This is a genomic window from Dyadobacter psychrotolerans (assembly GCF_004349265.1).
GTDB lineage: Bacteria > Bacteroidota > Bacteroidia > Cytophagales > Spirosomataceae > Dyadobacter > Dyadobacter psychrotolerans.
On sequence record NZ_SMFL01000002.1, the window covers coordinates 1 to 26,465 of the forward strand.

Genomic DNA, 26,465 nt, shown 5'->3' on the forward strand with positions numbered 1-26,465 from the left:
AAACTCAGAAACCTATCCCACGATGCGAAAAAGAGACGAATAAGCCTGGTGGAGTATTACAAAAACAATATCGAAAGGATGCATTATAAACTTTTTCGTAGTCAAGGCCTTATGATTGGAAGTGGTCCAATGGAAGCAGCCCATAGAACTGTTATTCAAACACGAATGAAGCGCAGTGGTCAGCGGTGGACACCTGTTGGTGCGCAGGCCATGCTCAATCTTAGAGTCATAAGAGAAAGCAATCGATGGGATTGCGTCACGAACATGCTAACACAGGCTGCGTAAAATTGAAATGCACCCGATCGGGTACTACAATTGAGCTGTCAACAGCAGAAAGTAACAACGATTATTCCTCCGGTTTAACTGTTATACTTACAGTTTGGAAAAGAAACAATTTGAAGGAACAGTTACAAGCACTGCAAAATCAGACAATTAGACCAAATCAAATATGGGTTTTGCAAAATGAGAAATATGTCAATGCGGAAGATATCATAAATAAATTTCCACAAGTCCAATATATAAAGTCTAGTATAAATTTAAAGTATTTTGGACGATTTTCACTTGCACAATATGTTAATACGAAGCACGTCTGGATCTTAGACGACGATGTAGTACCAGGGAAAAAATGGATTGAAATGTGTTTAAATATGCAATCCGTTAACAGTTGTATAATTAGTTGTGCTGGAAGAAGGATACCCAACGAGACTTATTATTTAGGAGATAGGAAAGATATTTTCAAATATTATTATGGAGATGTTTCACCCGGACTGGCCTATCATTTTTGTGAGAATAATACTGTGGTGGATTTTGGATGTAATGGATGGTTTTTTGAGAAGAAGCTGATAGAATTATTTTGGAGTACTCCTCCACTAAATTTAGAAATGTCAGAAGACATGCATCTTTCCGCAATTTGTAAGTTGAAGTTGGCGTCCAAACAATTGTGTTGAAACAACTAGATGAAGAATCCAGCGGCAATCTAAAAATTAGTTATGGACGGGACCAATTTGCATCGTGGACAAAATCCGGGTTTTATGACAAAAGGAAAGATGTGCTGCATTATTTAATTGATGATTTGGGCTGGAGGCCTATTTTATGGGATAACGGGAAATAACACACAACCACAATGAGTCGTCTTTCTATTAAGTATAAACTGCTGACCCAATTCCAATTTCTGCAATCGATGATTCGTAGAACATTCAAAAGTATTGAGATTCCAAATAAATTGGATCTGGACCGAAACAAAGCGCTAAGCAAAGTGGAAAATATCATCAGTCATCATCAAAACACGTCGAAGGTAACAATTATCACACCCACCACTGGTAGTCAGTTTCTTGGGAAAGCAATTGAAAGTGTTATAAATCAAAGCTATGTGGATGTTTTACATCTTATTATTGTTGACGGAGAGCAAAGTTTAGAAAATACAGAGAAAGTCATGAAAGAATTCAATTCCACTAAGCTTAAACTAATGGTGATACCTCACAATACGGGTAAAGGAGGTATGAATGGTCATCGGATCTATGCAGCTATCCCGTACTTGGTTAACTCAGATTTCATTTTTTTGTTAGACGAAGACAATTGGTACGAGCCAAATCATGTTAGCTCTCTGGTTGATATAATGGAGAAAGAAGGATTGGACTGGATATATTCAATGCGTAACATTTATACCCATGATGAAAATTTTGTGGCCATGGATAATTGTGAAAGTCTGGGAAATTTCAGGCCATACTCCAATCAAAATAATTTGGTAGATACGAATTGTTACGGTTTTCGAAGATCGAGACTTGTCAAATCTGCATATTTATGGTACCATCCGTTGAAAGCGGACCGTTATTTTTTCCATCACATCAAAAAGTATTCACCCAAATTCAAATCGAGTCGCAAGTACACAGTAAATTATCGACTGAAGGAAGCTCGGCCTCTTTTTCCTGAGTTCTTCCTTAAAGGGAACGAATTCATGCTTGAAAAGTATAGAGGTAAGCTCCCGTGGTTAGTATAAGGACAATAGGCATGACTTCATTATAAAGAGCTAGTTGATTAACAGAATTAGATAGAAGTACAAATCCATCCACATGTCCTTCACACACTACCACCAACTCGATCAAATGGATTGCGGCCCGACCTGCCTACGCATGGTTGCCAAACATTACGGTAAACACTTTACTGCCCAGACGCTCAGGGAAAAAGCCCAGATAAGCCGGGATGGGGTGTCCATGTTAGGCATTGCTGAAGCGGCACAGGCGATTGGTTTTCACTCTATTGGTGTAAAGGTTACGCTGGACAAACTCGTTGAAGAAGCTCCGTTACCATGTGTGTTACATTGGGGGCAGAACCATTTTGTGGTATTACACGCTATCGGCTCTCGGCCATCAGCAATTGGCCGCCAGATGCTTGCCCGCATTTGGGGAGGCCGGCGACCCGGAGGCAGGAAACAACAAATTGATATGGATCCGTATTTAGATACGGAGTTGCAGCCAGATAACAATTCGCCAAAAACCAAATATCAAGGAGCATCAGAGCGTGAAGGAAGCGATGATTTGCGCCCCAGGCATCGCCAGGATATCTTTCACATCGCCGATCCCGCCAAAGGTCTTATCACATACACCGCCGATGAATTTGAGAAGAAATGGCTTGCTGGCAATAAGGGAAACAGAAAGCAGGGCCTGGCACTGCTGCTGGAACCAACTCCCCGTTTTTATGTCGAGGAGGGTGAGAAGGTAAATGGCCTGCGGTTTGGTCAGTTAATGGAATACCTCTGGCAATACAAAAAACTTGTTGTTCAGCTTGGCCTGGGAACGCTGGTAGGCAGTGCGTTATCTTTACTGATGCCTTTTCTTACCCAGTCCGTAGTGGACGTAGGAATCGGTACACAGGATCTGTCGTTTATCCACCTGATACTGATCGCGCAAATGATGCTGTTGCTAAGCACAGCTGCGATTGGTTTTTCTGCGCAGCTGGATATTACTCCACATCAGTACGCGGCTCAATCTAACGATCCTATCCGAGTTTCTTTCCAAACTGATGCGGTTGCCGGTTTCGTTTTTTGACGTCAAACAATTTGGTGACATTATGCAGCGCATTGGAGATCACCGCCGGATTGAATCCTTCCTGACAGGGCAGACTTTGAGTGTGGTCTTTTCGCTTTTCAATCTGGTTGTTTTTGGTTTTGTGCTGGCTTACTACCATTTATCCATATTTGCTGTCGCTGTGGGTGCTTCTGTTTTATACGCAGTGTGGGTAATCCTGTTTCTGAAACAGCGTCGTAAGATGGATACCAAACGTTTTGATGTTTCATCCGCTAACCAAAGTCAGTTAGTACAGCTCATACAAGGTATGCAGGATATCAAACTTTCGGGAGCCGAAACATCCAAACGGTGGGAATGGGAGCGAACACAGGCGAGACTTTTCAAATGGAGTATCAAAAGTCTGTCTTTATCACAATTTCAGCAGGCAGGGGCTTTACTGATCAACCAGAGCAAAAACATATTTATTACCTTTCTTGCCGCAAAAGCGGTGGTGGATGGCCAGCTTACATTGGGTGGCATGATGTCCGTTCAGTATATTCTGGGTCAATTTAATGCGCCTATCGAACAGATGATTGGTTTTCTTCAGTCCTGGCAGGATGCGCAGATCAGTCTGGAAAGGTTGAATGAAGTGCATGGCCTGGCTGATGAAGAACCTGCCAACGAGATCAGGCGTAAAGAGTGGAACAACCAGCAGGATATTCATCTGACCAAAGTAACGTATACATACCCGGGTGCGGGAAATGAGCCGGTCCTTAAAAACATAAATCTAACAATTCCCCATGGACAAACGACTGCCATTGTAGGGACAAGCGGTAGTGGAAAAACAACTCTGTTAAAATTGTTACTACGGTTTTATGAACCTCAAAGCGGCTCGATCTCTTTGAAAAAACAGCTGGTGAATCCTTTAGGTGTTGAGAATCTCTACTTATTGCCGGGAAAAGCAAGCGAACTCAATTTAAAATATATCTCCCACAAAGCCTGGCGCCAGCAATGTGGCGTAGTAATGCAGGAAGGCTTTATCTTTTCCGATACCATTGCCCGCAACATAGCGGTGGCCGACGAAATTATCGATCAGGAACGGTTATACCAGGCTGCTCACCTGGCTAATATTCACGAATTCATTGAATCTCTGCCTCTTGGATACTACACCAAAATAGGCGCTGAAGGTAACGGAATCAGTCAGGGGCAGAAACAACGGATACTCATCGCGCGCTCCGTGTACAAAAACCCACAGCTGCTTCTTTTTGATGAGGCGACGAATGCGCTGGATGCGAATAACGAAGCAGTAATCATCCGGAATCTGGAAGAATTTTTTCAGGGACGAACCGTCGTGGTGGTTGCACACCGGCTAAGCACGGTTAAACATGCGGATCAGATTGTAGTGATGGAAAAAGGAGAAGTTGTCGAAGTTGGAACACACGCAGAGTTGGTTTTTGCCAAAGGAAAATATTTTAAACTCGTAAGTAATCAGCTGGAATTGGCAGTTTAATCATAAATAAATCCCATGTCCGAAACCCTTTCCACAAAGTACAAACCTGCCCCCTTCCCTAAACTCCACTCAGAAGAAGTTCAGGAGATTATCAGCCGACCGCCTCATTGGCTGGTTCGTTGGGGTATAACCCTATTTTTTGTTCTGACGGTACTGTTGGGATTGGGTACATGGTGGATACGTTATCCGGATATTGTGACAACGCCTTTTACCCTAACAGCAACAAACGCACCCCGCGTGATTGTGGTCAGAACCGAGGGGAAACTTGGAAAGCTTTTGATCCGCGATGGACAGAGGGTAAACAAAGGACAGGCAGTAGCCTATTCAGAAAGTACAGCTTCACCTGAACAGGTCGTTCAGCTGGCCAGATCAATGGAGCAGCTCAGTCTGTCTGCTACCAAAGGTCAATGGGCCTCCGTGATTCGATTCTCGAACGTTCAGTATACCTCTCTGGGCGAAATTCAGAATGATTTCCAGACCTTTAATCAGCAGCTTACCGAACTGAAATCATTTTTAGCCGGAGGCTTTTTTTTACAAAAACAAAAATTGCTCCTGGATGACCGGAATGATCTGGTTGCTATGGAGCACATCCTCGCTGAGCAACTGGTGCTTCAGGACAAAGACCTGGAACTTGCGAAGGACGAATTCCAGGTACAGGAGAAGCTCCACCAGGGAAAGGTGATTTCATCTTTGGAGTATAAACGTGAAAAAGCCAAAGTTCTTTCAAGGGAAATGCCGGTAAAGAATCTGGCCGCTTCGCTGATACAAAACCGGTCGGCTCAAACTGCAAAACAAAAGGAATTGCTCGAACTTGAAAATTCTATTCAGGAGCGGAAGAGTAATTTTCTTCAATCGTTACAAACGCTCAGAAGCAACATCGAAAACTGGAAATTACGGTATATATTGACCGCTCCCGTAGCCGGGACGGCATCTTTTTCCGCTCCCTGGCAGGAACAGCAGCATCTTACATCCGGGCAGGAACTGATGCTGATCGAACCACAAACCAGCAGTTTTCGTGGTTTGGTAAAACTTCCACAGGCTAATCTTGGGAAGGTGCTTGAGGGGCAAGCTGTTCTGATCAAAATGGATGGATTTCCTTACCGTGAATATGGAATGCTGGAAGGAAAATTGGCCCGGCCATCCCTAACACCTGGTAAAGACACAGCCTACTGGGCTTATGTGGATCTGCCTTTTAAACTAAAAACACGCTATGGGAAAGATCTGCCTTACCGCAACGGTTTAAAAGGTACAGCGGAAATTATTACAGCAGATCGCCGGTTGTTGGAGAGGCTTGTATCTACATTACGCAGCGGCGGGAAATAGCCTCCATTGGCCTTATCTGTCTAATGTCGTGGTCTTCACACTGGAAAAACGATGCGTATGACTAAATCACGGCTTCTTGAGCTTAAATAAATAAGAGCAATAAAACTGTTTTACTGCTCAAACACTTCCTTGATCCAGGTTTGATATTTTTGTTCGAGGCGTTTTACAATATCCGGGTGTTTAAGAGCCACGTTGGTGCTTTCGGAACTATCTGTTTTCATATTGACCAACAGGTAGTTGTCCTGATTCAGCTCGCCTTGTTTTGCCTGCCTGGGTGAATGCAGCAATTTCCAGTCGCCCTCGCGCACTGCCCATTGCGGGTTGTCGGTCGTGCCGAGACTCTGCCAGTAAAAATCTTCATGCGGTGATTTTGCCTGTGGTGAAGCGATTACTTTTGTTAAACTGCGGCCGTCCAGTTTATGTTTGGGCAAAGGTATATTGCAGTATTCAGGCAGTGTTACGAACCAGTCCAGATTGGTGGCAAACTGGTCGCGAACCGCATTGGCAGGAATATGACCCGGCCAGCTGATGAATGCCGGAGCGCGTACACCTCCCTCTAAAAGGCTGAACTTTGAACCGCGGTAAGGTCCAGCAGAACCCCCGCCGCTGAAAGAACGCTCTTCTTCCGAATGCCCCTGATCGGCCTGAAAAACAATAATCGTATTCTCTGTAAGTCCCAGCGCATCCAGTTTTTTTAAAAGCAAACCAACCTTTTCATCCATGGTTGAAACCGAAGCGGCGTACATATTCCGTGGTACCGGTAAGTTTTTGTAATGGTCGAGCCATTTTTTTTCTCCCTGCAGAGGGTAGTGCGGCATATTAATGGCGAAATACATAAAGAATGGTTTGTTTTTATTTTCCTCTAAAAATTTACCCGCCTCACTAACCATCATATCCGGAAAATATTTACCAGCTTCCCATATTTCACTTCCATTGCGCCAAAGATCATGTCTGTTGGGCCCACCCCAATAATAAAAGTGCGAGTAACTGTCGATGCAGCCACCCATAAAACCAAATGAATAATCAAAACCCTGCTGATTGGGCATCGTTTCAGGAGAGTAGCCTACGTGCCACTTACCAATATGAGCCGTTTTATAGCCATTATCCCTAAACAGTTCAGCCAGTGTATATTGGTTGCCAGGCATGCCGCCACCGCCGTAACTGCCCGCTGCATTGTCAACCAGGCCTGCTCGTTGCGGATACCTCCCGGTTAGCAGGGAAGCACGGGAAGGAGAACAAATTGGTGATGCAGCATAAAAACGCGTAAACCTGGTCCCTTTACGTGCCAGTCCGTCAAGGTTTGGCGTAGTCAGATCTTTTGCACCGTAAATATTCAGGTCAATCGTCCCCTGATCATCCGAATAGATGATGATCACATTCGGTCGCGAAGCGGTTTTCTGCTTAGTCTGAGCATGTACTTCGGTACTAAGAGATATATTGAAAATCAATACGATGGTAATCAGGGGTTTAATTAAATGCATTGTAAAATGTATTTGAAATCGTTGTGAACCAGGTTAGCATGCTCTGAAGTTGTTTGAAACTGACCTTCTATGGTAGAAGCCTGCTTATAAACTCTACCAGATAAGTAGTCATTTTTGCAAATATTGGATTCAATGACTCATAAAACAAAAAAACAGCCACAAGAAAGTTTTTTAACCGGAACCCAATTGATATCCACCCGTTCCGGTACCGGCTGATAATATGATAGTTGCGAAAATGATTTTAAATTTTACCTTTTCACCGGTTAAAATTTGCACTATTTTATTTTACTACATCATTTTAAATTGAATTGTCGTTCAATTTGAAATTTCTTTGACTGATCCGTTGCGAATTACTAATTATATATTTTACTTTGTCTATTGATTAAGTAGAGTTAAGTGTTACATCTTAACTTTATGACGAACCTGATTGATGAAAAACAAAGGCAATTTAAGTTTTTTTGTAAAATATTCTTTCCCCCCCGGCCATAGCCGGACAATAGTGCTTCGATGCCATTGTTGTAGCTGAATGTCAATTCTTTCGCTTCTCCAAGCCATTTTTTTGATGGCTGTCTTACCAATTATGTACCGTTGTTTTAGGCGCTCATTCGGTTTGTACTGTGTTTAAAGTTTTAAAATCAAACAATTATTTCTAAACAAAAAATGACTGGAAATTTATCTAAACGAAGTTTTACTTTCAGAAAGTGGATCCTGTTGTCAGTGGCAATGCTTTTCAGCGTGCAGGTTTTTTCACAAAATCCGGGTGTTCGCGGGACAGTGTTTTCTGCTGCAGACCGTGCAGGTTTGCCGGGAATCAACATCATTGTGAAGGGCACCGTGACCGGTACCACGACCAATGCCGACGGCCAGTATGAAATTAATGCCGCTGCCGGTGCTACCCTGGTTTTTTCAGGCATTGGTTTTATCACAAAAGAAATTGCTGTTTCAGAAAAAACGACTGTTGATGTTACGCTGGACGTGGATACCAAGCTACTTGAAGAAGTGGTAGTTGTAGGTTATGGCACGCAAAAAAGAAATAGTCTTACCAATTCCATTTCCCAGATCAGCGGTGAGGAAATTACCCGCAGACCGGTTTCGAACATTCAGCAGTCGTTTCAGGGTATAATGCCCGGGGTTACCGTAACCGACCTGGGTGGATCTCCCGGTAAGTCAAACGCTACTATCCGTGTTCGTGGTATCACAACTTTTAATATAAACAGCAGCAGTACAAGTGGTTATGACCTTGGTAAAAATGATGCTTTGGTTATTGTGGATGGTATTGAGCAGCGGTTAAGTGATATCAATCCGGATGATATTGAATCTGTTTCGGTTCTGAAAGATGCCTCTTCAACGGCCATTTATGGTTCCCGCGCTACCAATGGCGTTGTTCTGGTGAAGACCAAGAGGTCGAAAGGAAGTAAGGTTCAGGTTGATTATCATGGCTATTATGCAATTCAAAAATCCACAAATGTGCCAAAAATGATGGGGCTTGAAGCATACATGCGCGAACAGGTTGCTGCCTATACCAACGCCGGTGCTGCCTTGCCTGCGCGTTTTACAGAAGCATCAATACAAACTTACCTGACAGCAACCGACCGGGAAAAATATCCGATGCCTAATACCTGGTTTGAAACAATGCTTCACTCCGCACCACAGCAAAACCATACCATTTCGGTAGCTGGTGGAAATGAAGTGTTACGGACCCGGCTGAGTGTAAGGTACCAGGATCAGGATGGAGTAATTTCGAATTTCAGTAATAAAATCGGTGAGATCAGGCTTAATTCTGATTATGAGATTTCAAAGAAAGTCCGTGTTAGCGCTGATGTGAATTACAGATATAACAAAACGATAAATCCTACCGTCAATGCCTCTGCTCCGCTGAATAACTTTTTTCATGGAACACTTTGGGCAGTGCCGAAGTATCCCGACGGAACCTACGGGCTGAGCACACAGGGAAATAATCCGCTGATGTTTGTCGAAATCGGTGGGTTGTCGCGGCAGAATACGGATTACCTGGCCGGATATGTAAAGGCCGACTGGGACATCGTTGACGGGCTTACTTTCTCCACGCAATTAGCCGGGAGGGGATTTTTCAGCCAACAGAAAAATTACACAAATGCTTATACCAATCTTGACAAAAACACGAATATTACCAAAATCGTAGCCAATAACAGTCTCACCGAAGTCCGGGACAACCTAAAAGAATATACACTTAATAATCTGTTGACCTACGAAAAAAGCTGGGGCAGCCATAATTTCAAAGGGTTGCTCGGATACTCGCAGATTGGCAATACCCAAACATTCCTTTCTGCCTATCGCGAGCGTTTCTACAATAATGACATTGGCTCGATAGGGCAGGGAGCCAACGACGGGACCAAAAGTAATTCAGGAAATGACGCGGAATTCGGGCTCAGATCCTTTTTTGGAAGAATCAATTACGACTTTAATGAAAAATATCTGCTGGAAGTAAACGCCCGTTACGACGGATCATCCAAATTCACCGGCGAAAAACAATACAGCGTTTTTCCATCGTTTTCGGCAGGATGGCGTATTTCAAAAGAAAAATTCTGGGAACCGCTTGAAAAGACAGTCAACGATCTGAAATTGAGAGGTTCATGGGGAATTACCGGAAATCAGTCTGTTGATCTGTACAGCTATTATTCGGCTCTCACCGTGTCCGGATATAATTTTGGAGGAGCAGCCGTACCTGGTTACCGCCAAACTACGCTGGCCAACACCGACCTGGGGTGGGAATCAACTACACAGCTGGATTTAGGTTTGGATGCATCTTTCCTAAACAGAAAACTGAATCTTACGGTGGACTACTACAGAAAATTGACCAACGATATTTTATTAAATCTTGAAATTCCGGCTACAATCGGACTGACTGCTTCCCCTCAGAATGCCGGAACAGTGGAAAACAAAGGCTGGGAGTTTAGTCTTAACTATCGTGGGGCTGCGACTGCTTCGGGTTTCAGATATAATCTTGGCGCTAATCTGAGTATTAACGAAAACAAAGTGGTTGACCTGAAAGGTACCGGCCCCTACATCGCAGGATCCGATATTGATCCACGTTATATTATTGCTAAGGGTTTGCCGATCAATACCTTATGGGGTTTTAAAACTGCGGGTTTATTTCAAACACAGCAGGAAATTACGGAGTACAAAGCTACTTACGCTGCCAATACCAAACCGGGTGACGTAAAGTATATTGATTTGAACAACGACGGCAAGATCAACGCGGACGACATGACGGCGATTGGTAATTCCTTCCCGAAATACACTTTTGGTCTTAACACAGACTTTTCATACCGCAATTTTGAACTGAATATTCTTTTCCAGGGAACAGCAAAAGTGGATGCCAGACTTGCCGGTGCTCTTGCCGAAATGGGAAACCAGGAAGGATTTACACACGAGATTTATACCAACAATTACTGGACACCTGAAAATACCGGAGCCCGTTTTCCCCGTCCTGTTAAGTTTGATTTGAGGAATGTTGCAACCTCCGACCGGCTGGTAATCAACGGCGCTTATGTACGCCTCAAAAACGTTCAGCTTGCTTACAATCTGCCTTCGGCTTTGTCCCGGAAAATCCATTTAAACAAAATCCGGGTGTATGCTTCTGCTACAAACGTCTTCACGATCTCGAAGTTAAACGAATGGAATCTTGACCCGGAAATCCCTTCCGGCCGCGGTGTGTATTACCCTCAGACGAAGTTGTACACCATGGGCTTAAATCTTCAATTTTAATCTTTTCTCTGTCAAACGAGTATTTGAAAAAAAACTGACAGCAGATACAAACTGTTGAAAACACCTGAAATGATGAAAAAATATACAAATAATAAAAGATTTCGGCTTTTTGCTCTAACGTTGCTGGGCTTTGGATTATGGTCCTGTGATAACAATCTGCTTGAAACAATTCCCAATGACCGGCTGTCGGTGGATGTTTTCTGGAAAACGGAAAACGATGCCAAGATTGCAGTGAACTCGCTTTACACTGATCTGGATGGTACTAACCTGGTCAGCTGGGATGCGGTTACAGACATTGCACATACCAATCAGCCTTTCAATGTAGAGGCATATATTGAGTCGGGTACCTACGACGCCACAAGTTCGAAAGTTTTTAACGAGTGGAGTGCTGCTTACAAAGGAGTTAGGGCGGCCAACTATTTTCTGGAGAATGTGGATAAAATTCCTTCGGCCAATGCTACGGTTATTAATCAGCTAAAAGGTGAAGCCAAAGTTCTGCGGGCTTATCAATATATCAAATTGACTGGATTATTTGGCCCGGTGCCTCTGGTCACAACTTCCCTTTCTTTGCAGGAAGGACGTGAAGTTGTAAATGCAACGGTGCCGGAGCTTTGGGATTTTATTGACAAAGAACTTACCGAGGCAGCGGCGCTATTGCCGGCAACCTATCCGGCAGCTGACAAAGGCCGTGTTACAAAAGGTGCAGCGCTCGGATTACTAGCAAGGGCAAATCTGCTTGCCGGCCGTTATCAAAAAGCCGCCGATGCTGCGGATCTGGTTATCAAGTCGGGCGCATACGGTCTGTACGAGTCGTACGAAAAGTTATTTTCCTATGCAGCTGAGAACAATAAAGAGGTTTTGCTGGATAAGCAATTTATCAAGGACACCTATTCCAATGGTATTTTCCAGCAGCTTGCGCCTTACAGCCAGAAAAACGGCGGAAGTACTTTCGTTCCAACCAAAGCATTGGTAGATACTTATGAAACGACTGATGGCAAAAAGATTACAGACGCAGGAAGTGGGTACAATCCCGCCAAACCTTATGAAAAAAGAGATAGCCGTCTTAAATATTCTGTATTTCTTGAAGGCGATGTGCTTCCCAGCGGAATTGTTTTTAAGCCACAGCCAACAAGCGGGACCGCAGACGCCATCGGAAGTACCTACATCGCTTCAACGACGGGTTTTAATATTAAAAAGTATATTAACACGGATGACTACGCGAATCCGGGAAACAGTGGAATTAACATCATTCTGCTGCGTTACGCTGAGGTTCTTCTCACATTTGCAGAGGCAAAAATTGAGCTTAATCAGATTGACGCAAGTGTTTTCAGCGCAATAAATCTAGTCAGAAATGGTAGAAATGATGTAAAACAGCCTTCTGTTACAGCTGGTACGCAGGCCGAACTCAGGGATCTGATCCGTAGAGAAAGAACGGTTGAGCTCGCTTTTGAGGGGCAGCATCTTTTCGATATCCGTCGCTGGAAAACGGCTGAAAAAGTAATCCCCGGTCCGGTTTATGGGATCACTTTTACCAATGCACAAGGGCAATTGGTAACCGTGGAGGCAGTATCTGTTAACAAAGTTTTTGATTCCAGCCGTCATTATCTTTGGCCAATACCCCAAAAAGAAATCAATTTGAGCCCGTTATTGAAGCAAAATCCTAATTGGTAATTGGGTTCTGAATGCGATATTTGAGTTTCGTTTTTATTTAAAACAGTCAGTATGTTTGTTTCAAAAGTTCAAAAATATAAAACCCTGCTTTTTGCAGGTATCCTGCTTGGTACTGCAACCGTCATGACTGCCCTGGTAAGTAAACCTAAGGCAAAAACACCCAATATTGTTTTATTTTTTATAGACGACCTGGGCTATGGCGATCTTTCTGTAACCGGAGCACTCGGTTATAAAACGCCGAACCTGGATCGTATGGCAGCAGAAGGAACGCGTTTTACGAATTTTATGGCAGCCCAGGCAGTTTGCAGCGCATCACGGGCAGGTTTGCTGACGGGGTGTTATCCCAATCGGGTAGGGATTTCGGGAGCACTTGGCCCGCAAAGCCATACCGGATTGAGCCAAAGTGAAGAAACCATTGCGGAGGTAGTGAAAGCACAAGGATACGCGACGGGTATTTTTGGCAAATGGCACCTGGGCAGTGATGAAGAATTTTTACCCAAGCAGCAAGGATTTGATGAATATTATGGTGTGCCGTATTCTCATGACATGTGGCCGCTGCACCCATGGCAGGAACGGGCAAAATATCCTCCGCTTCATTGGATTGATGGTAATAAACCCGGTAAAGAAATCAGGACACTGGAAGATGCCAGTGAACTCACGCCTGTAATCACGGAGAAAGCGGTAGGATTTATTAGGAAAAATAAAAACAAGCCATTCTTTTTATATGTGCCGCACCCGTTGCCGCATGTTCCGCTGGCGGCTTCTGCCCGTTTTAAGGGAAAAAGTGAAAGAGGGATTTTTGGAGATGTGCTCATGGAACTGGACTGGTCCGTGGGTGAAATTCTGAAAGAGCTTAAAAGTCAGGGACTTGACCAAAATACGCTGGTAATATTTACAAGTGATAATGGTCCGTGGCTAAATTACGGGGACCACGCCGGTTCGTCGGGTGGTTTCAGGGAAGGTAAAGGAACCTCTTTTGAAGGCGGGCAGCGCGAACCAACGATTATGCGCTGGACAGGCGTGGTACCAGCCGGCAGGGTTTCCAATAAGCTGCTTTCGGCAATAGACATTTTGCCTACAATCGCAAAACTCACCGGTGCGAAACTGCCAAAACAGAAAATTGACGGGATTGAATTCGTGGAGTTGTTAAAAGGAGACGAAAGTAAAACACCTAGAGAGGAGTTCCTGTATTACTACCGTAGAAACAGCCTTGAAGCAGTTAGAAAGCACGACTGGAAATTGGTTTTTGAACATCCCGGAAGAACCTACGAAGGTTCACTGCCAGGAAAAAACGGACAGCCAGGACCCGCCCCTGAGGATCACCAGTTTCCGAAAGCACTCTACAATCTGGCCCGGGATCCGGGTGAGCGTTATAATGTTTTGGAACAAAATTCGGAGATAGTCGCAGAACTGGAGAAAATTGCTGCAGCCGCACGAGAAGATCTGGGCGATGACCTGCAAAAGGCTGAGGGTAAAAACAGAAGGCCTGTGGGAACATCGGGAAAGAAATAATATTTCAACAGCGGGTAGATTTAAATTGAACACATCAACTAGGATTTTATGAATTTTTTCAGGGCGACTTTTTTGATCTTGTTTTTCTTTTCAACCGGTTTTGCGCAGAAAACAACCCGAAAACCCAATATCATTTACATTTATGCGGATGATCTGGGTTATGGTGAGCTGGGTTGTTATGGCCAGACAAAGATCAAAACGCCCAATCTGGATAAATTGGCCAAAGAGGGTATTCGTTTTACCAAACATTATACCAGTACACCGGTTTGTGCGCCGGCAAGATGCATGTTGCTGACTGGCCGACACGGAGGGCATTCCTTTATCCGCGGCAACTACGAAATGGGAGGTTTTGCAGACGACAAGGAGGGAGGCCAAATGCCGCTGCCGGACGGAACAGTGACAATTGCCAAAGTGCTGAAAAATGCCGGATATGTTACCGGTGCTTTTGGGAAATGGGGACTTGGAATGGCCAATACGACCGGGAATCCCAATAATCAGGGTTTTGACTATTTTTATGGTTACCTCGATCAGAAGCAGGCACACAATTATTATCCGACACATTTATGGGATAATGGTAAACGGGATAAGCTCAATAATCCTTTCATTGATGTGCACAAAAAGTTGGCACCCGGTGCTCCTGATAGTGCGTTTAATTATTTCAGGGGAAATGACTACGCCATCGATAAAATTGCTGACCGAGCCCAAAAATTCATTACAGAAAACCAGGATAAACCTTTTTTTCTGTATCTGCCCATGACGATACCACATGTTTCTTTACAGGTTCCCGATGAAGCTGTGAAGGAGTATTTGGGTAAGTTTGAAGAAAAGCCTTATTACGGAGAAAAAAGTTATGCTTCCACAAAATACCCACGCGCTACCTATGCTGCGATGATCACTTATCTGGATAAGCAGGTTGGGAAAATCCAGGAGCAGATCAAAAAACTTGGATTAGATGAAAATACAGTTATCATGTTTTCGAGTGATAATGGAACGACTTTCAACGGCGGAACGGATGCCAAGTTTTTCAACAGCGTGGCCGGATTAAGGGGGATGAAAATGGATATTTACGAAGGCGGTATCCGCGAGCCGTTTATCGCCCGTTGGCCCGGGCATATCAAACCGGGAACCACAACCGATTACGTGTCTGTGCAGTATGACATTTTCGCTACACTTTCTGAAATAGCCGGGGTTGAATCTCCGCCACACTCCGACGGAATTTCGCTGGTACCTGCCTTAACGGGTGTGGGAAAAATGACACCGCGGGAATATCTCTATTTTGAGTTCCCTGAAAAGTCCGGAGAAATCGCTATCCGTTTCGAAAGATTCAAAGCCGTAAAAAGCAATGTGAAAATAAATCTCAACACAGCCTGGGAGCTCTACGATATGCAGGTGGATGAAAAGGAAACAAAAGATATCGCTTCAAACCATCCCGAAATTATTCAAAAACTAAATGGCATCGTAAGTAAGGAGCATTATCAGGCAACGCTCAGGGAATGGGAGTTTATTGATCCAAAGATTGAAAAGAAGTAAGTAAATTATATCTGCCAGCGGCATAATAGTGTTATTCATCCATAAAAAAAGCCACCTCTTCCGAGGCGGCTTTGCTTTAAATTATTTTAAGACTACGCTTTCGCTGCATCTCTCAAAGCTTTGATCTTGTCATGTGCAGCGTTGATTCCCTCAGCCTGGCTGCTTACGGTATTAAGCGCTTCCGTTGGAAGTTCACCTTCGCTTAGCGCATCTTTGTATGCTTTTTTAATCGCATCTTCGCCGCGTTCAGCTTCTGATAAAATGCTTGCGCGATCGCTGCCACCAAATAGTGATTTTACATCAATCCATGCACGGTGCAAAGTTCCGCTTACACTGTTGCCAGTTTCCACTTCTTCCGCAGAACCAACTATTGCAGCCAGTTCAAGACTGTTTTTACGACTCTGTTCCGCGTAACCCTGGAACAATGCTTTAAGATCAATGTTCTCATCATTGATATCTGCAATTGCTTTTTCAAAACCCGCTACGCGGTCATTGTTAATTTCTATCAAATCGTTGATTACCCCTGTTGAATTTGCTGTAGTTGCCATAACGGTTTCTTTTTTTGTTGTTGTGAATAAAAGCATTTATGAATATCGTGCCAGGATGGGTATTCGGACGCGGGGAGGGTTACTGTTTGGCAACAATAAAATTATTTAAAATTGGATATTATTTTCTCTTTTGAATATAATGTGTTGATTACTAAATGGATAATGGCTGTCAAGTAATGATTTTTCAATCACCTTCTTACAATTGGGATCGATACACTTTTGGATATAGTAACTCTGGATTGAATCGCAGTTACAAGATATTATATCAGTCGGAATAAAATGTCAATCCCATTCCATCATCCATCCATTTTGATAAGACCCTATCATATTGATAAGGTTTTTTTTGTGATTAACTTATTTTTATTTATACAAGTATTTGTTTATCAGTTCCTTATGTGTAAATCAATTTTTATGGAATGAGTTTGGTCTCAACTCTGGCAGACTTAAATAAATAACCATGAAAACGGGGAATTACAGCAGTATTTACAATCGGATGCAGCGTATGGCTGAGCTGACCGTGACGATGGTTTTGGCAGGTAAAATAGCGAGAGCCTGTAAATGTCTGGATGCAGCAGAAAAGCTTTTTTTGAGTGGCAGTTATCAAACCAGAAATGCTGTCATCAACGTCTTTCTATACGATTTGTCATCCATATTAGAGCTGCATCATTGCAATGTGAAAATGCTTCTTCCGGCGAGTCTTCAAAAAGAATATATCAAACAGAACAACGCATTTTAGTACCACTTTAACACCATATCCAATGATCACAATCCTCTTAGTGGCAGCGGGCAGTTTATGCTTCCTGCTTTTTTACAAAACCATTCAATTCTTCGAAAAAATCTAACACCATGGCAGCGCTATTTTTTATTGCAATCGGGGTTTTTGTCTACATCTGTTACGTGCTGATCAAACCCGAAAAATTCTAATCCGAATATTTTTCGATTCTTCTAAAATCGAATTTAAAAACTAAAAAAATGAAAACTGAATTATTAGGAATCATTGCCATGTTTGCTCTGACGGTTGCATTCGCGATACCGTTTGGCAAGTACATCGCAAAAGTTTACTCAGGCGATAAAACGCCTCTTGATCCCGTTTTTAATCCAATCGAAAAGTTCTTTTTCCGCATTAGCGGTATTGACGAAAAGTCGGAAATGAACTGGAAACAGCACATGACTGCGCTGCTGACGATTAATTTTGTATGGTTTCTGCTGGGTATGTTTGTATTGATGAGCCAGGGATCGCTTCCGTTTAATCCGGATGGAAACCCTTCCCAAAGCGCTGATCTTGCATTCAACACAAGCATCTCGTTCGTAGTAAATTGTAATTTGCAACATTATTCAGGAGAGAGCGGACTTAGTTATTTATCACAATTGTTTCTGATGTTCCTGCACTTTGTAACAGCCGGGACGGGTTTGGCAGCGGCAGCCATTTTGTTTATGGCTTTAAGAGAGCGGACAACGGATAAGCTGGGTAATTTCTACAATCTGCTGTTGAAATCATGTACAAGGATTTTGCTTCCTGTTTCCATCGTTATTGCCATTATCCTGGTCTTTAACGGCACGCCGATGACCTTTGATGGAAAGGATACCATTGTCAATATGCAGGGCGATACCGTTGGTGTTTCAACCGGGCCGGTTGCGGCTTTCGTGGCTATCAAACACGTGGGGACCAATGGAGGCGGATATTTTGGTGCCAACTCAGCTCATCCGCTTGAAAACCCTAATTACCTGACGAACATGGCCGAAATGATCGGCCAGATGATCGTTCCGATAGCGATGGTATTTGCGTTCGGTTTCTTTTTAAAAAGAAAGAAAATGGCCTGGATGATCTTCGGGGTAATGACGATCGGGTTTCTGGTGCTAACTATTCCAACAATTAGCTGGGAAAATGGCGGTAACCACGCAATTACGGCCATGGGAATCGACAACAGTTCAGGCGCGATGGAAGGCAAGGAAGTTCGTTTGGGAAGTACCGCATCGGCATACTGGAGTATCGCCACAACGGTGATTTCAACAGGCTCCGTCAACTCGATGCACGATAGCTTCACGCCGCTTTCCGGCATGACGCAGCTGCTTGCCATGATGACCAATGCCTTTTACGGGGGCTGCGGGGTTGGTATGCTGAACTTCTTTATTTTTATCATTCTGGCTGTGTTTATCTCAGGACTGATGGTTGGGCGTACACCGGAATTATTGGGTAAAAAAATTGAAGGCAGGGAAATGAAAATCGCCATGATCGTTGCACTTTTACATCCGTTGCTGATCCTGGCCGGTACCGCACTTGCAGCTGCCTTTCCTGAAATTACGTCGGGTACATTAAATAATCCGGGCTTTCATGGTTTCAGTGAAATGCTTTACGAATATACATCATCGTCAGCCAACAACGGTAGTGGTTTTGAAGGTCTGGGAGACAACAATCTTTGGTGGAATATCACAACTGGTTTTGTACTGATCTTGTCAAGATACATCCCGATCATAGGACCAATTGCGATCGCAGGTCTGATGGCAAACAAGAAGTTTATCCCTGAAAGTGCGGGTACGCTGCGTACAGATTCAAGCACGTTCGGGGTGATGGTACTGGCCGTGATTGTAATCATTACCGCGCTATCGTTCTTTCCAGCCCTAACCTTAGGCCCAATCGCTGAGTATTTCAGCATGCGTTAAACTCACTTATTATTTAAAGTAACAGCTACGAGCCAAGGCTAACCGCTAAAGCTAGCCGTGCGACGGACCGTAGCCAATAGCTAACAGAAAATGAAAAATCAAAATACTTCCTTATTTCAAAAGGAACTGGTGAATGAGGCTTTAAAGCAATCATTTATCAAATTGAATCCTAAAATTATGTTTCGTAATCCTGTTATGTTTACAGTCGAGATCGGAACGTTTGTCATGCTGATCGTGAGCCTTTGGGTGCTCGCAGGAGAAAAATCGCAAGGTAGTTTTGCTTATAACTTTGTAGTTTTTCTGGTGCTTTTGCTCACGCTCCTTTTTGCCAATTTCGCAGAGGGAATTGCCGAAGCAAGGGGGAAAGCACAGGCCGACAGCCTTCGTAAAACCAGGGAAGAAACACCCGCTAAACTGGTTCTTAGTAACAAACCGGGTTTCGGTCTGGATACGAAAAATGTAATGTCTGCCTCGATGAAAAAAGGCGATGTATTTATCTGTGAAGCGGGCGATAACATCCCGACCGACGGTGAAATCATCGAAGGGCTTGCAACCATAGACGAAAGCGCGATCACGGGAGAATCGGCTCCGGTTATCCGGGAAGCTGGCGGAGATAAAAGCAGCGTGACGGGTGGTACCAAAGTGCTTTCCGACAAAATCAAAGTAATGGTTACCACAGCTCCGGGTGAAAGTTTTCTTGATAAAATGATCGCTCTGGTAGAAGGTGCGAGCCGCCAGAAAACACCAAATGAAATTGCACTGACGATCCTTTTGGCAGGTTTTACATTGGTCTTTATCATTGTGTGTGTGACGCTGAAACCTTTTGCCGACTTTGCCAATACGCCCATCACGATCGCTGCTTTTATTTCCCTTTTCGTTTGTCTGATACCAACCACCATCGGAGGGCTTCTGTCAGCGATCGGGATCGCGGGGATGGATAGAGCGCTTCGTGCGAATGTCATTACAAAATCAGGTAAAGCGGTGGAAACAGCCGGGGATATTGATGTACTGCTTCTGGACAAAACAGGAACGATCACGATTGGAAACAGAAAAGCCACGCATTTCTATGCAGCCAGAGGTGTGACAGAAAATCACTTTATAAAATGCGCGGTTTTAAGTTCAATTGCGGACGAAACGCCGGAGGGAAAATCGATCCTCGAACTGGCAAATTTAAACCCGTCTGTTTACAGTAATCTCAACAACCCGGTTTTTATCAAATTTACTGCTGAAACCAGAAGCTCCGGCGTCGATTTTGACCAGACACGGATTCGCAAAGGCGCTTTTGATTCGATCAGGAATCTGACGGTCAATGCCGGAAACAAATTTCCATCCGATATTGAACAAACTGTAAAAGACATCTCCAGCAACGGCGGAACCCCGCTGGTAGTTTCAGAAAACGAACATGTTCTGGGTGTGATCGAATTGCAGGATATCATCAAAACCGGGATCAGTGAACGTTTCGAGCGTCTTCGCAAAATGGGTGTGAAAACGGTAATGGTTACAGGTGATAATCCATTGACTGCCAAATTTATTGCGGAAAAAGCAGGCGTAGATGATTTTATCGCCGAAGCAAAGCCTGAAGATAAAATGAACTACATCAAACGTGAACAGGAAAGCGGTAAACTGGTAGCGATGATGGGAGACGGGACCAATGATGCGCCGGCACTTGCGCAGGCTGATGTAGGTGTGGCCATGAACAGCGGAACCCAGGCAGCCAAAGAGGCAGGTAATATGGTCGATCTGGATAATGACCCGACTAAACTGATTGAGATCGTGGAAATTGGAAAACAACTTTTGATGACGCGCGGAACGCTGACCACCTTCTCGATTGCCAATGACGTCGCCAAATATTTCGCCATCATTCCAGCCCTGTTTATCGCTTCGATTCCGGCTTTAAAAGGTTTGAACATTATGAATCTGAACAGTCCCGAAAGTGCAATTCTCTCAGCAGTGGTTTTTAACGCAATCATTATTCCGATCCTGATACCACTCGCCTTAAAAGGTGTTGCCTACAAACCAATCGGAGCCAGCGCGTTGCTTCGCAGAAACTTGTTTATCTACGGATTAGGCGGCGTGATCGTCCCTTTTATCGGAATCAAAGTGATTGATATGGTAGTGAGTATCTGGTTGTAAATATTACAAGAAGGGATTGATAATGGTAAGCCGCTTTTCAATGATCAGTCCATGCTGCATATCTTCTGAATAAAGTGTGTTGCAACCCGCTTCCAAAGCAGAAGCGATTATTTTAGAGTCAAAAGGTTGCATCAGATATTTATGGAAGATGATTAGGGCTTGGTTGACAGTTGACTCATTCTCAGATTGTATGTATGAGGCATTCATCAGTTCAGTTAAAAATGCAGCAACCAGAGGCCGTTCCATTTTAAACTTTTTAATACAAACATTCAAACATTCGAAAATGACTTGGGGACTGATAAAAGCGACTTCTTCGATTAACGCCGAAGCAATTTCTTTCTTTCGACTATCATTATGGTCAAGAAGATACAGTACAATATTGCTATCAACGAAGAAGCTACCGCTTATTGGCCTCATCTCTGTCAAATTTAAAGTCACTCATGTCAATTTGTAGAGTCTTAAAAAATTGAATGGCGTTACGGGCTGCTGTTTTCTTAGCTAATGCTACAGAGTTAAAATCTTCCTCTACTTCAAAAGCAATAACTTCAATTCCTTTATGAAGGTATTCCATTGGTAAGTTAATAGTTAGCTGAGAGGCACTTTCCGCAACAAAGATTTTTCGAAACATACGACATGTGTTTATTCTCAAAAATAAAGAAAAATTAACGATAATGAAAACGAACATATTTCCCGCAATTAAATTAACAATGATTACCCTGGTTTTCTTTTCAGGGGTTTATACGGCTGTGATCTGGGGTGTTGCCCAGCTGGCTCCAAACGGAGGTAAAGGCCAAGTCGTTACGGTAGGTGGTAAAAGGTATTACACCAATATCGGGCAGACATTTACCCAGGATAAATACTTCTATTCGCGCCCTTCGGCTGTTGGGTATAACTCGGCCGGAAGTGGCGGCAGTAACAAAGGACCTTCCAATCCCGATTATCTGGCTACTGTGCAGGCGCGTATCGATACGTTTCTGGTACACAATCCCGGCGTTGAAAAAAAGGATATTCCTGTTGAATTGGTGACCGCCAGCGGTAGCGGACTTGACCCGGATATCACTTCTAACTCTGCTTTGGTACAGGTTAAAAGAATTGCAGCTATCAGAAAAGTATCTCAGCAGAAAGTGGAACAGTTGATTGCTAAAAACACCGAAGCTCCATTGCTGGGTATGTTCGGGCCGGAAAAAGTCAATGTGTTGAAACTCAATATCGCTCTTGATGAGCTTAAATAAAAAATCGCCTGCCATCAACTAAAACGACGCTACGGTCCGGCGGCCGGTGAGAGAAATAGCGTCGTTACATTTCCAATTTAAGTACAGTACGAATGAAAAATTTACTTTTAAGCGCGATAGCTTTAACCATTTTGCAGCCGGCTTTCGCGCAGGATTCAACAGAAACAAAAAATCAATTGACCATCAGCGGTTATGCTGAGGCGTATTATAGTCATGATTTTAACCGGCCGGACAACAACACCATCCCTGGTTTTCTTTACAATTTTAACAGGGCTAATGAGGTGAATCTGAACCTGGCTTTTATTAAAATTAACTACCAGACCGACCGCGTCAGGGCCAACGTGGCATTGGCAGCAGGAACCTACATGAATGCGAATTACAGCGCGGAACCAGGCGTTTTGAAGAACATTTATGAGGCGAACATTGGCGTAAAACTTTCCCAAAAAAGCAACCTTTGGCTGGATGCCGGGATTATGCCTTCGCACATCGGTTTTGAAAGCGCGATCGGGAAAGACAACTGGACGTTAAGCCGGAGTCTCCTGGCTGAAAATTCTCCCTATTTTGAATCAGGACTGAAACTTGGTTTTACAACGAAAGACGATAAACTATATCTTTCAGCCATGTATCTCAACGGCTGGCAGCATATTCAACGGGTAGACGGCAATTCTACGCCTGCCTTTGGAACGCAGATCACTTACAAACCGGCAGGGTCTGTAACGCTGAATTACAGCACATTTATCGGAAATGATAAACCGGACAGTTTGAAACAAATGCGTTATTTTCACAATGTTTACGGTATTTTTCAGCTGACTGAAAAATTTGGGCTGATAGCCGGTCTGGATTTTGGAACTGAAAGGAAAGTGCAGGGAAGCGGAAGTAATAGCTGGTACACACCTGTTTTAATTGCCCGGTTTACACCAACAGATAAAATTCGGCTTGCAGCACGGGGGGAATATTATGCTGACAAGAACGGTGTGATCATCAGCACCGGAACGCCTAGCGGCTTCAAAACCTTTGGCTATTCTGCAAACTTTGATTATTTACCAGTACCAAATGTTTTGTGGCGGGTTGAAGCCAGGTCTCTGAATAGTAAAGACGCTATCTTTACACAAAACGATACGGCCAAAAAGCAGAATTACTTTTTAACAACATCTGTTTCATTATCATTTTAGATGACTGAAAAGGAAAGCCACGTAAAACATTTTCTGGACCTGATCCAGCAGTCCCGCAAAGGCAAGTTTAAAATCTACATCGGTATGAGCGCCGGTGTGGGCAAGACTTACCGGATGTTGCAGGAGGCGCATACGCTGATGCGAAACGGAATTGATGTCAAGATCGGATACATCGAAACCCACAACCGGCAGGAAACGCATGCACTGTTGGAAGGCCTGCCGGTGATTCCACGCAGGAAACTTTTTTACAAAGGAAAAGAACTTGAAGAATTGGACATTCAGGCCGTAATCAGTTTGCGGCCTGAAATCGTGATTATCGATGAGCTCGCTCACACAAACATTGAAGGCAGCAAAAATGACAAACGCTGGCAGGATGTGATGGAAATCCTCGATGCGGGCATCAATGTGATCAGTGCGGTAAATATCCAGCACATCGAAAGTCTGAATGAAGAAGTAAAGGATATCACCGGTGTTGAGGTCAAAGAGCGAATTCCGGACAGCGTGCTTGCAGCAGCGGATGAAGTGGTCAATATAGATCTGACAGCCGATGAGCTGATTACCCGGTTGAAAGAAGGCAAGATTTATGCACCTGAAAAAGTACCGACAGCGCTGGGAAATTTTTTTACTTCCAACAACATTTTACAGCTGCGTGAACTGGCTTTAAAAGAAGTGGCCAGTCAGGTGGTTCGCAAAGTGGAAACGCAGATTTCTTCCCGGGGGCTGACTGCGTTAAAACCAAACCGGTTTCTGGCCTGCATAAGCAGTAATGCCGTTACAGCCAAAAATGTGATCCGTAAAACCGCCCGTCTTGCGAGTTATTACAACAGTCCGTGGGTGTTGCTTTATGTGCAGACGCCAAAGGAAAGCACCGATAAAATTGCGCTCGACAAGCAACGGCACCTGATCAATAATTTTAAGCTGGCGACCGAGCTGGGCGGGGAAATCATCCGCGTAGAAAGTCCGTTCGTTTCCCGGACTATTATGGAAGTAGCCGAGCAGCGTCAGGTAACCACAATTTGTATTGGAAAGCCGCACATGAACCTGTTTCGGGTCATACTGGCAACCAACATATTTAACCAGCTTCTTAAAAAACTTTCTGTTTCTGAAATTGACTTAGTGATCCTATCCTGATGAATATTAAAACCAAACTAAGACTGGGCATTGGCTTTTTGTTTATGATGATCCTGCTGCTTTCGGCGGTCGGTCTAAGAAACATCAATGCGCTTAAGAATGACACTAAAAACATTCTTGCCGACAATTATAACACACTCGAGTATGCCAAAAACATGATTGCTGCCCTGGATGTTATTCAGCAAAACCAGAACGGCTTTCCTGATTTTGAGAAGAATCTGAATTTGCAAAAAAGCAATATAACCGAGCCGGGAGAAAAGCAGGCAACGGAACAGATAAGTCTCCGGCTGGTCAAACTCAAAGAAAATCCGCAGGATGTAAATCTTCATCTTTTGATCCGAAAAGACGTATCGCGGCTTATGGAGCTGAATATGGCTGCCATTCAGCGTAAAAGTGACCTGGCACAAAATACTGCGGAAACCGCCAACCAGTGGATCGTGATAACCAGCACACTTTGTTTTCTTTTGGGGATGACTTTGCTGGTCAATCTGCCGGGGAATATTGCCAATCCGGTCAGGGAGCTCACCAACAGCATCCGGGAGATAGCTGCTAAAAACTATTCTCAGCGGGTTTATTACCGTGGCAATAACGAGTTTGGGGAACTGGCAAATTCGTTTAATACCATGGCCGAAAAACTGGAAGAATACAACAGCAGTAACCTGTCGCGGATTCTGGTCGAAAAAATGCGGATCGAAACGCTGATCAACAACATGCACGAGCCGGTCATTGGCCTGGATGAAAACAAGATTGTACTTTTTATCAATAACGAAGCACTTAAAATCTCCGGGCTCCGGCCGGCTGATATCATAGGAAAACCCGCACAGGATGCGGCGCTGAATAACGACCTGCTGCGTTCGCTGGTTGATGACCTGACACAGACTGAAAAAACGGATAATCAGCAGTCTGCGCCGCTAAAAATTTATGCGGATAATAAGGAAAGTTATTTTGAAAAAGAGATCGTCAGTATTTCCATCACACCGACCGGCGAAAAAGAAAAAAAGCTGATTGGTCATGTTATCATTCTTAAAAATATTACACCTTTCAAAGAGTTGGATTTCGCCAAAACCAACTTTATCGCCACGGTTTCGCATGAACTGAAAACACCGATTTCGTCGATTAAAATGAGCCTGCTTTTGCTTGAAAACCAGAATACCGGCCATGTTAATCCCGAGCAGCAGCAGCTGATCGAGAGCATTAAGGAAGACAGTAACCGCCTTTTGAAGATCACAGGCGAACTGCTGAATATGTCGCAGGTGGAGACGGGGAATATTCAGCTCAATATCCACCAGGCCCGGCCTGAACAGATTCTGGAGTATGCCTTGGAAGCCGTGAAAGTACAGGCCGAGCAAAAACAGATCGGACTGGTTGTGGAGATGGAAGAGGACCTCCCGGATGTAAAAGCAGATACGGAAAAAACAGCCTGGGTGCTCATCAATTTCCTGACCAACGCCATCCGGTATTCACAGCAGCAGGGACAAATACATATTCAAATCAAGGAACTAAACAGCGGAGTTCAGTTTTCGGTAAAGGACGAAGGCAAGGGAATAGACAGCCGTTACCGGGCCAAGATTTTTAACCGCTATTTCCAGGTCCCCGGAAGCGCAAAAACCGGAACCGGCCTCGGCCTCGCCATCAGCAAAGAATTCATCGAAGCCCAGGGCGGCCACATTGGGGTAAATAGTGAGATTGGCATGGGAAGTACTTTCTTTTTTGAGTTGGGTAGGGGGTAGTAGAAGAGTTTAATGCGATTTTTTCAAAAACATGATTAGTTACCCGCCACTTAGGGCCAGGTATCCTAGAAGCGTACCTTTT

The 26,465-nt window shown here is 43.9% G+C and carries 19 protein-coding genes and 2 pseudogenes; 17 read left to right on the plus strand and 4 right to left on the minus strand.

The features are described 5' to 3' along the window. The 5 genes and pseudogenes from E0F88_RS34005 to E0F88_RS03930 form a co-directional block, all read left to right on the plus strand. A pseudogene (locus tag E0F88_RS34005) lies at window positions 1-285 on the plus strand (ISKra4-like element ISAcce1 family transposase); the annotation flags it as partial. Continuing rightward, the gene (locus E0F88_RS03910) at window positions 246-947 is read left to right on the plus strand and encodes a glycosyltransferase (RefSeq protein ID WP_131956823.1); all 702 of its coding nucleotides are present in this window, start codon (window positions 246-248) and stop codon (window positions 945-947) included. The pseudogene E0F88_RS34005 and the gene E0F88_RS03910, both read left to right, overlap by 40 nt. A gap of 233 nt (window positions 948-1,180) precedes the next feature. Continuing rightward, window positions 1,181-1,996: a glycosyltransferase family 2 protein gene (locus tag E0F88_RS03915; RefSeq protein ID WP_165939986.1), complete on the plus strand. Its 816-nt coding sequence runs from the start codon at window positions 1,181-1,183 to the stop codon at window positions 1,994-1,996. 73 nt (window positions 1,997-2,069) lie between these two features. Beyond that, window positions 2,070-4,512, plus strand: a pseudogene (locus E0F88_RS34725) (peptidase domain-containing ABC transporter). A gap of 15 nt (window positions 4,513-4,527) precedes the next feature. Continuing rightward, window positions 4,528-5,835, plus strand: a complete 1,308-nt coding sequence (locus E0F88_RS03930; RefSeq protein WP_131956827.1) for an HlyD family secretion protein — start codon at window positions 4,528-4,530, stop codon at window positions 5,833-5,835. 110 nt (window positions 5,836-5,945) lie between these two features. Here the strand turns inward: E0F88_RS03930 and E0F88_RS03935 are convergent, their stop codons facing one another. After that, window positions 5,946-7,316, minus strand: a complete 1,371-nt coding sequence (locus tag E0F88_RS03935; protein ID WP_131956828.1) for a sulfatase-like hydrolase/transferase — start codon at window positions 7,314-7,316, stop codon at window positions 5,946-5,948. A 660-nt stretch (window positions 7,317-7,976) separates the two neighbouring features. On the opposite strand from E0F88_RS03935, the gene E0F88_RS03940 reads away from it, so the two are divergent. The 4 genes from E0F88_RS03940 to E0F88_RS03955 all read left to right on the plus strand — a co-directional run bounded on the left by E0F88_RS03940 (window position 7,977) and on the right by E0F88_RS03955 (window position 15,776). Beyond that, a complete protein-coding gene (locus E0F88_RS03940) occupies window positions 7,977-11,063 on the plus strand; it encodes a SusC/RagA family TonB-linked outer membrane protein (RefSeq protein WP_131956829.1) in 3,087 nt (1,028 codons plus the stop codon). Window positions 11,064-11,132: 69 nt separating this feature from the next. After that, the gene (locus tag E0F88_RS03945; protein WP_229213671.1) at window positions 11,133-12,734 is read left to right on the plus strand and encodes a RagB/SusD family nutrient uptake outer membrane protein; all 1,602 of its coding nucleotides are present in this window, start codon (window positions 11,133-11,135) and stop codon (window positions 12,732-12,734) included. 123 nt (window positions 12,735-12,857) lie between these two features. Further along, the gene (locus tag E0F88_RS03950) at window positions 12,858-14,246 is read left to right on the plus strand and encodes a sulfatase family protein (RefSeq protein WP_131957631.1); all 1,389 of its coding nucleotides are present in this window, start codon (window positions 12,858-12,860) and stop codon (window positions 14,244-14,246) included. A gap of 48 nt (window positions 14,247-14,294) precedes the next feature. Next, a complete protein-coding gene (locus E0F88_RS03955) occupies window positions 14,295-15,776 on the plus strand; it encodes an arylsulfatase (RefSeq protein WP_131956830.1) in 1,482 nt (493 codons plus the stop codon). 92 nt (window positions 15,777-15,868) lie between these two features. Here E0F88_RS03955 and E0F88_RS03960 read toward each other — a convergent pair whose 3' ends face one another. Next, on the minus strand, window positions 15,869-16,324 hold the full coding sequence (locus E0F88_RS03960) for a ferritin-like domain-containing protein (protein ID WP_131956831.1): 456 nt from the start codon (window positions 16,322-16,324) through the stop codon (window positions 15,869-15,871). 457 nt (window positions 16,325-16,781) lie between these two features. Here E0F88_RS03960 and E0F88_RS03965 point away from each other — a divergent pair, with 457 nt between their 5' ends. The 4 genes from E0F88_RS03965 (at window position 16,782) to kdpB (ending at window position 21,118) form a co-directional block, all read left to right on the plus strand. Beyond that, window positions 16,782-17,060: a DUF7674 family protein gene (locus E0F88_RS03965; RefSeq protein ID WP_131956832.1), complete on the plus strand. Its 279-nt coding sequence runs from the start codon at window positions 16,782-16,784 to the stop codon at window positions 17,058-17,060. 110 nt (window positions 17,061-17,170) lie between these two features. Further along, the gene (locus E0F88_RS34730) at window positions 17,171-17,248 is read left to right on the plus strand and encodes a potassium-transporting ATPase subunit F (RefSeq protein ID WP_131957632.1); all 78 of its coding nucleotides are present in this window, start codon (window positions 17,171-17,173) and stop codon (window positions 17,246-17,248) included. A gap of 48 nt (window positions 17,249-17,296) precedes the next feature. Beyond that, the gene (gene kdpA, locus E0F88_RS03975; protein WP_131956833.1) at window positions 17,297-18,985 is read left to right on the plus strand and encodes a potassium-transporting ATPase subunit KdpA; all 1,689 of its coding nucleotides are present in this window, start codon (window positions 17,297-17,299) and stop codon (window positions 18,983-18,985) included. A gap of 90 nt (window positions 18,986-19,075) precedes the next feature. Further along, on the plus strand, window positions 19,076-21,118 hold the full coding sequence (kdpB, locus tag E0F88_RS03980; protein WP_131956834.1) for a potassium-transporting ATPase subunit KdpB: 2,043 nt from the start codon (window positions 19,076-19,078) through the stop codon (window positions 21,116-21,118). Window positions 21,119-21,121: 3 nt separating this feature from the next. Here kdpB and E0F88_RS03985 read toward each other — a convergent pair whose 3' ends face one another. Together E0F88_RS03985 and E0F88_RS03990 are read right to left on the minus strand one after the other, a co-directional pair. After that, window positions 21,122-21,535 carry a PIN domain-containing protein gene (locus tag E0F88_RS03985; RefSeq protein ID WP_131956835.1) on the minus strand — a complete coding sequence of 138 codons (414 nt, stop codon included), beginning with the start codon at window positions 21,533-21,535 and terminating at the stop codon, window positions 21,122-21,124. Beyond that, window positions 21,516-21,746, minus strand: a complete 231-nt coding sequence (locus E0F88_RS03990) for a hypothetical protein (RefSeq protein WP_131956836.1) — start codon at window positions 21,744-21,746, stop codon at window positions 21,516-21,518. The genes E0F88_RS03985 and E0F88_RS03990 overlap by 20 nt, the downstream gene beginning before the upstream one ends. Window positions 21,747-21,789: 43 nt before the next feature. Here E0F88_RS03990 and E0F88_RS03995 point away from each other — a divergent pair, with 43 nt between their 5' ends. The 4 genes from E0F88_RS03995 to E0F88_RS04010 all read left to right on the plus strand — a co-directional run bounded on the left by E0F88_RS03995 (window position 21,790) and on the right by E0F88_RS04010 (window position 26,383). Continuing rightward, window positions 21,790-22,350, plus strand: coding sequence for a K(+)-transporting ATPase subunit C (locus E0F88_RS03995; RefSeq protein ID WP_131956837.1), 561 nt, complete (start codon window positions 21,790-21,792; stop codon window positions 22,348-22,350). Window positions 22,351-22,442: 92 nt separating this feature from the next. Then, the gene (locus E0F88_RS04000) at window positions 22,443-23,522 is read left to right on the plus strand and encodes a porin (protein WP_131956838.1); all 1,080 of its coding nucleotides are present in this window, start codon (window positions 22,443-22,445) and stop codon (window positions 23,520-23,522) included. Continuing rightward, window positions 23,523-24,653 (plus strand): sensor protein KdpD, encoded by a 1,131-nt coding sequence (locus tag E0F88_RS04005; RefSeq protein ID WP_131956839.1) that lies wholly within the window; start codon window positions 23,523-23,525, stop codon window positions 24,651-24,653. Next, window positions 24,653-26,383 carry a HAMP domain-containing sensor histidine kinase gene (locus tag E0F88_RS04010; RefSeq protein WP_131956840.1) on the plus strand — a complete coding sequence of 577 codons (1,731 nt, stop codon included), beginning with the start codon at window positions 24,653-24,655 and terminating at the stop codon, window positions 26,381-26,383. Before E0F88_RS04005 ends, E0F88_RS04010 begins: the two co-directional genes overlap by 1 nt. The last annotated feature ends 82 nt before the right edge of the window (window positions 26,384-26,465 follow it).

What these genes read in the sequence shown, in the direction of transcription:
- E0F88_RS03910 (WP_131956823.1), top strand. Translation starts at nt 246, where the DNA reads ATGGGATTGCGTCACGAACATGCTAACACAGGCTGCGTAAAATTGAAA.
- E0F88_RS03915 (WP_165939986.1), top strand. Translation starts at nt 1,181, where the DNA reads ATGATTCGTAGAACATTCAAAAGTATTGAGATTCCAAATAAATTGGAT.
- E0F88_RS03930 (WP_131956827.1), top strand. Translation starts at nt 4,528, where the DNA reads ATGTCCGAAACCCTTTCCACAAAGTACAAACCTGCCCCCTTCCCTAAA.
- E0F88_RS03935 (WP_131956828.1), bottom strand. Translation starts at nt 7,316, where the DNA reads ATGCATTTAATTAAACCCCTGATTACCATCGTATTGATTTTCAATATA.
- E0F88_RS03940 (WP_131956829.1), top strand. Translation starts at nt 7,977, where the DNA reads ATGACTGGAAATTTATCTAAACGAAGTTTTACTTTCAGAAAGTGGATC.
- E0F88_RS03945 (WP_229213671.1), top strand. Translation starts at nt 11,133, where the DNA reads ATGATGAAAAAATATACAAATAATAAAAGATTTCGGCTTTTTGCTCTA.
- E0F88_RS03950 (WP_131957631.1), top strand. Translation starts at nt 12,858, where the DNA reads ATGACTGCCCTGGTAAGTAAACCTAAGGCAAAAACACCCAATATTGTT.
- E0F88_RS03955 (WP_131956830.1), top strand. Translation starts at nt 14,295, where the DNA reads ATGAATTTTTTCAGGGCGACTTTTTTGATCTTGTTTTTCTTTTCAACC.
- E0F88_RS03960 (WP_131956831.1), bottom strand. Translation starts at nt 16,324, where the DNA reads ATGGCAACTACAGCAAATTCAACAGGGGTAATCAACGATTTGATAGAA.
- E0F88_RS03965 (WP_131956832.1), top strand. Translation starts at nt 16,782, where the DNA reads ATGAAAACGGGGAATTACAGCAGTATTTACAATCGGATGCAGCGTATG.
- E0F88_RS34730 (WP_131957632.1), top strand. Translation starts at nt 17,171, where the DNA reads ATGGCAGCGCTATTTTTTATTGCAATCGGGGTTTTTGTCTACATCTGT.
- kdpA (WP_131956833.1), top strand. Translation starts at nt 17,297, where the DNA reads ATGAAAACTGAATTATTAGGAATCATTGCCATGTTTGCTCTGACGGTT.
- kdpB (WP_131956834.1), top strand. Translation starts at nt 19,076, where the DNA reads ATGAAAAATCAAAATACTTCCTTATTTCAAAAGGAACTGGTGAATGAG.
- E0F88_RS03985 (WP_131956835.1), bottom strand. Translation starts at nt 21,535, where the DNA reads ATGAGGCCAATAAGCGGTAGCTTCTTCGTTGATAGCAATATTGTACTG.
- E0F88_RS03990 (WP_131956836.1), bottom strand. Translation starts at nt 21,746, where the DNA reads ATGTTTCGAAAAATCTTTGTTGCGGAAAGTGCCTCTCAGCTAACTATT.
- E0F88_RS03995 (WP_131956837.1), top strand. Translation starts at nt 21,790, where the DNA reads ATGAAAACGAACATATTTCCCGCAATTAAATTAACAATGATTACCCTG.
- E0F88_RS04000 (WP_131956838.1), top strand. Translation starts at nt 22,443, where the DNA reads ATGAAAAATTTACTTTTAAGCGCGATAGCTTTAACCATTTTGCAGCCG.
- E0F88_RS04005 (WP_131956839.1), top strand. Translation starts at nt 23,523, where the DNA reads ATGACTGAAAAGGAAAGCCACGTAAAACATTTTCTGGACCTGATCCAG.
- E0F88_RS04010 (WP_131956840.1), top strand. Translation starts at nt 24,653, where the DNA reads ATGAATATTAAAACCAAACTAAGACTGGGCATTGGCTTTTTGTTTATG.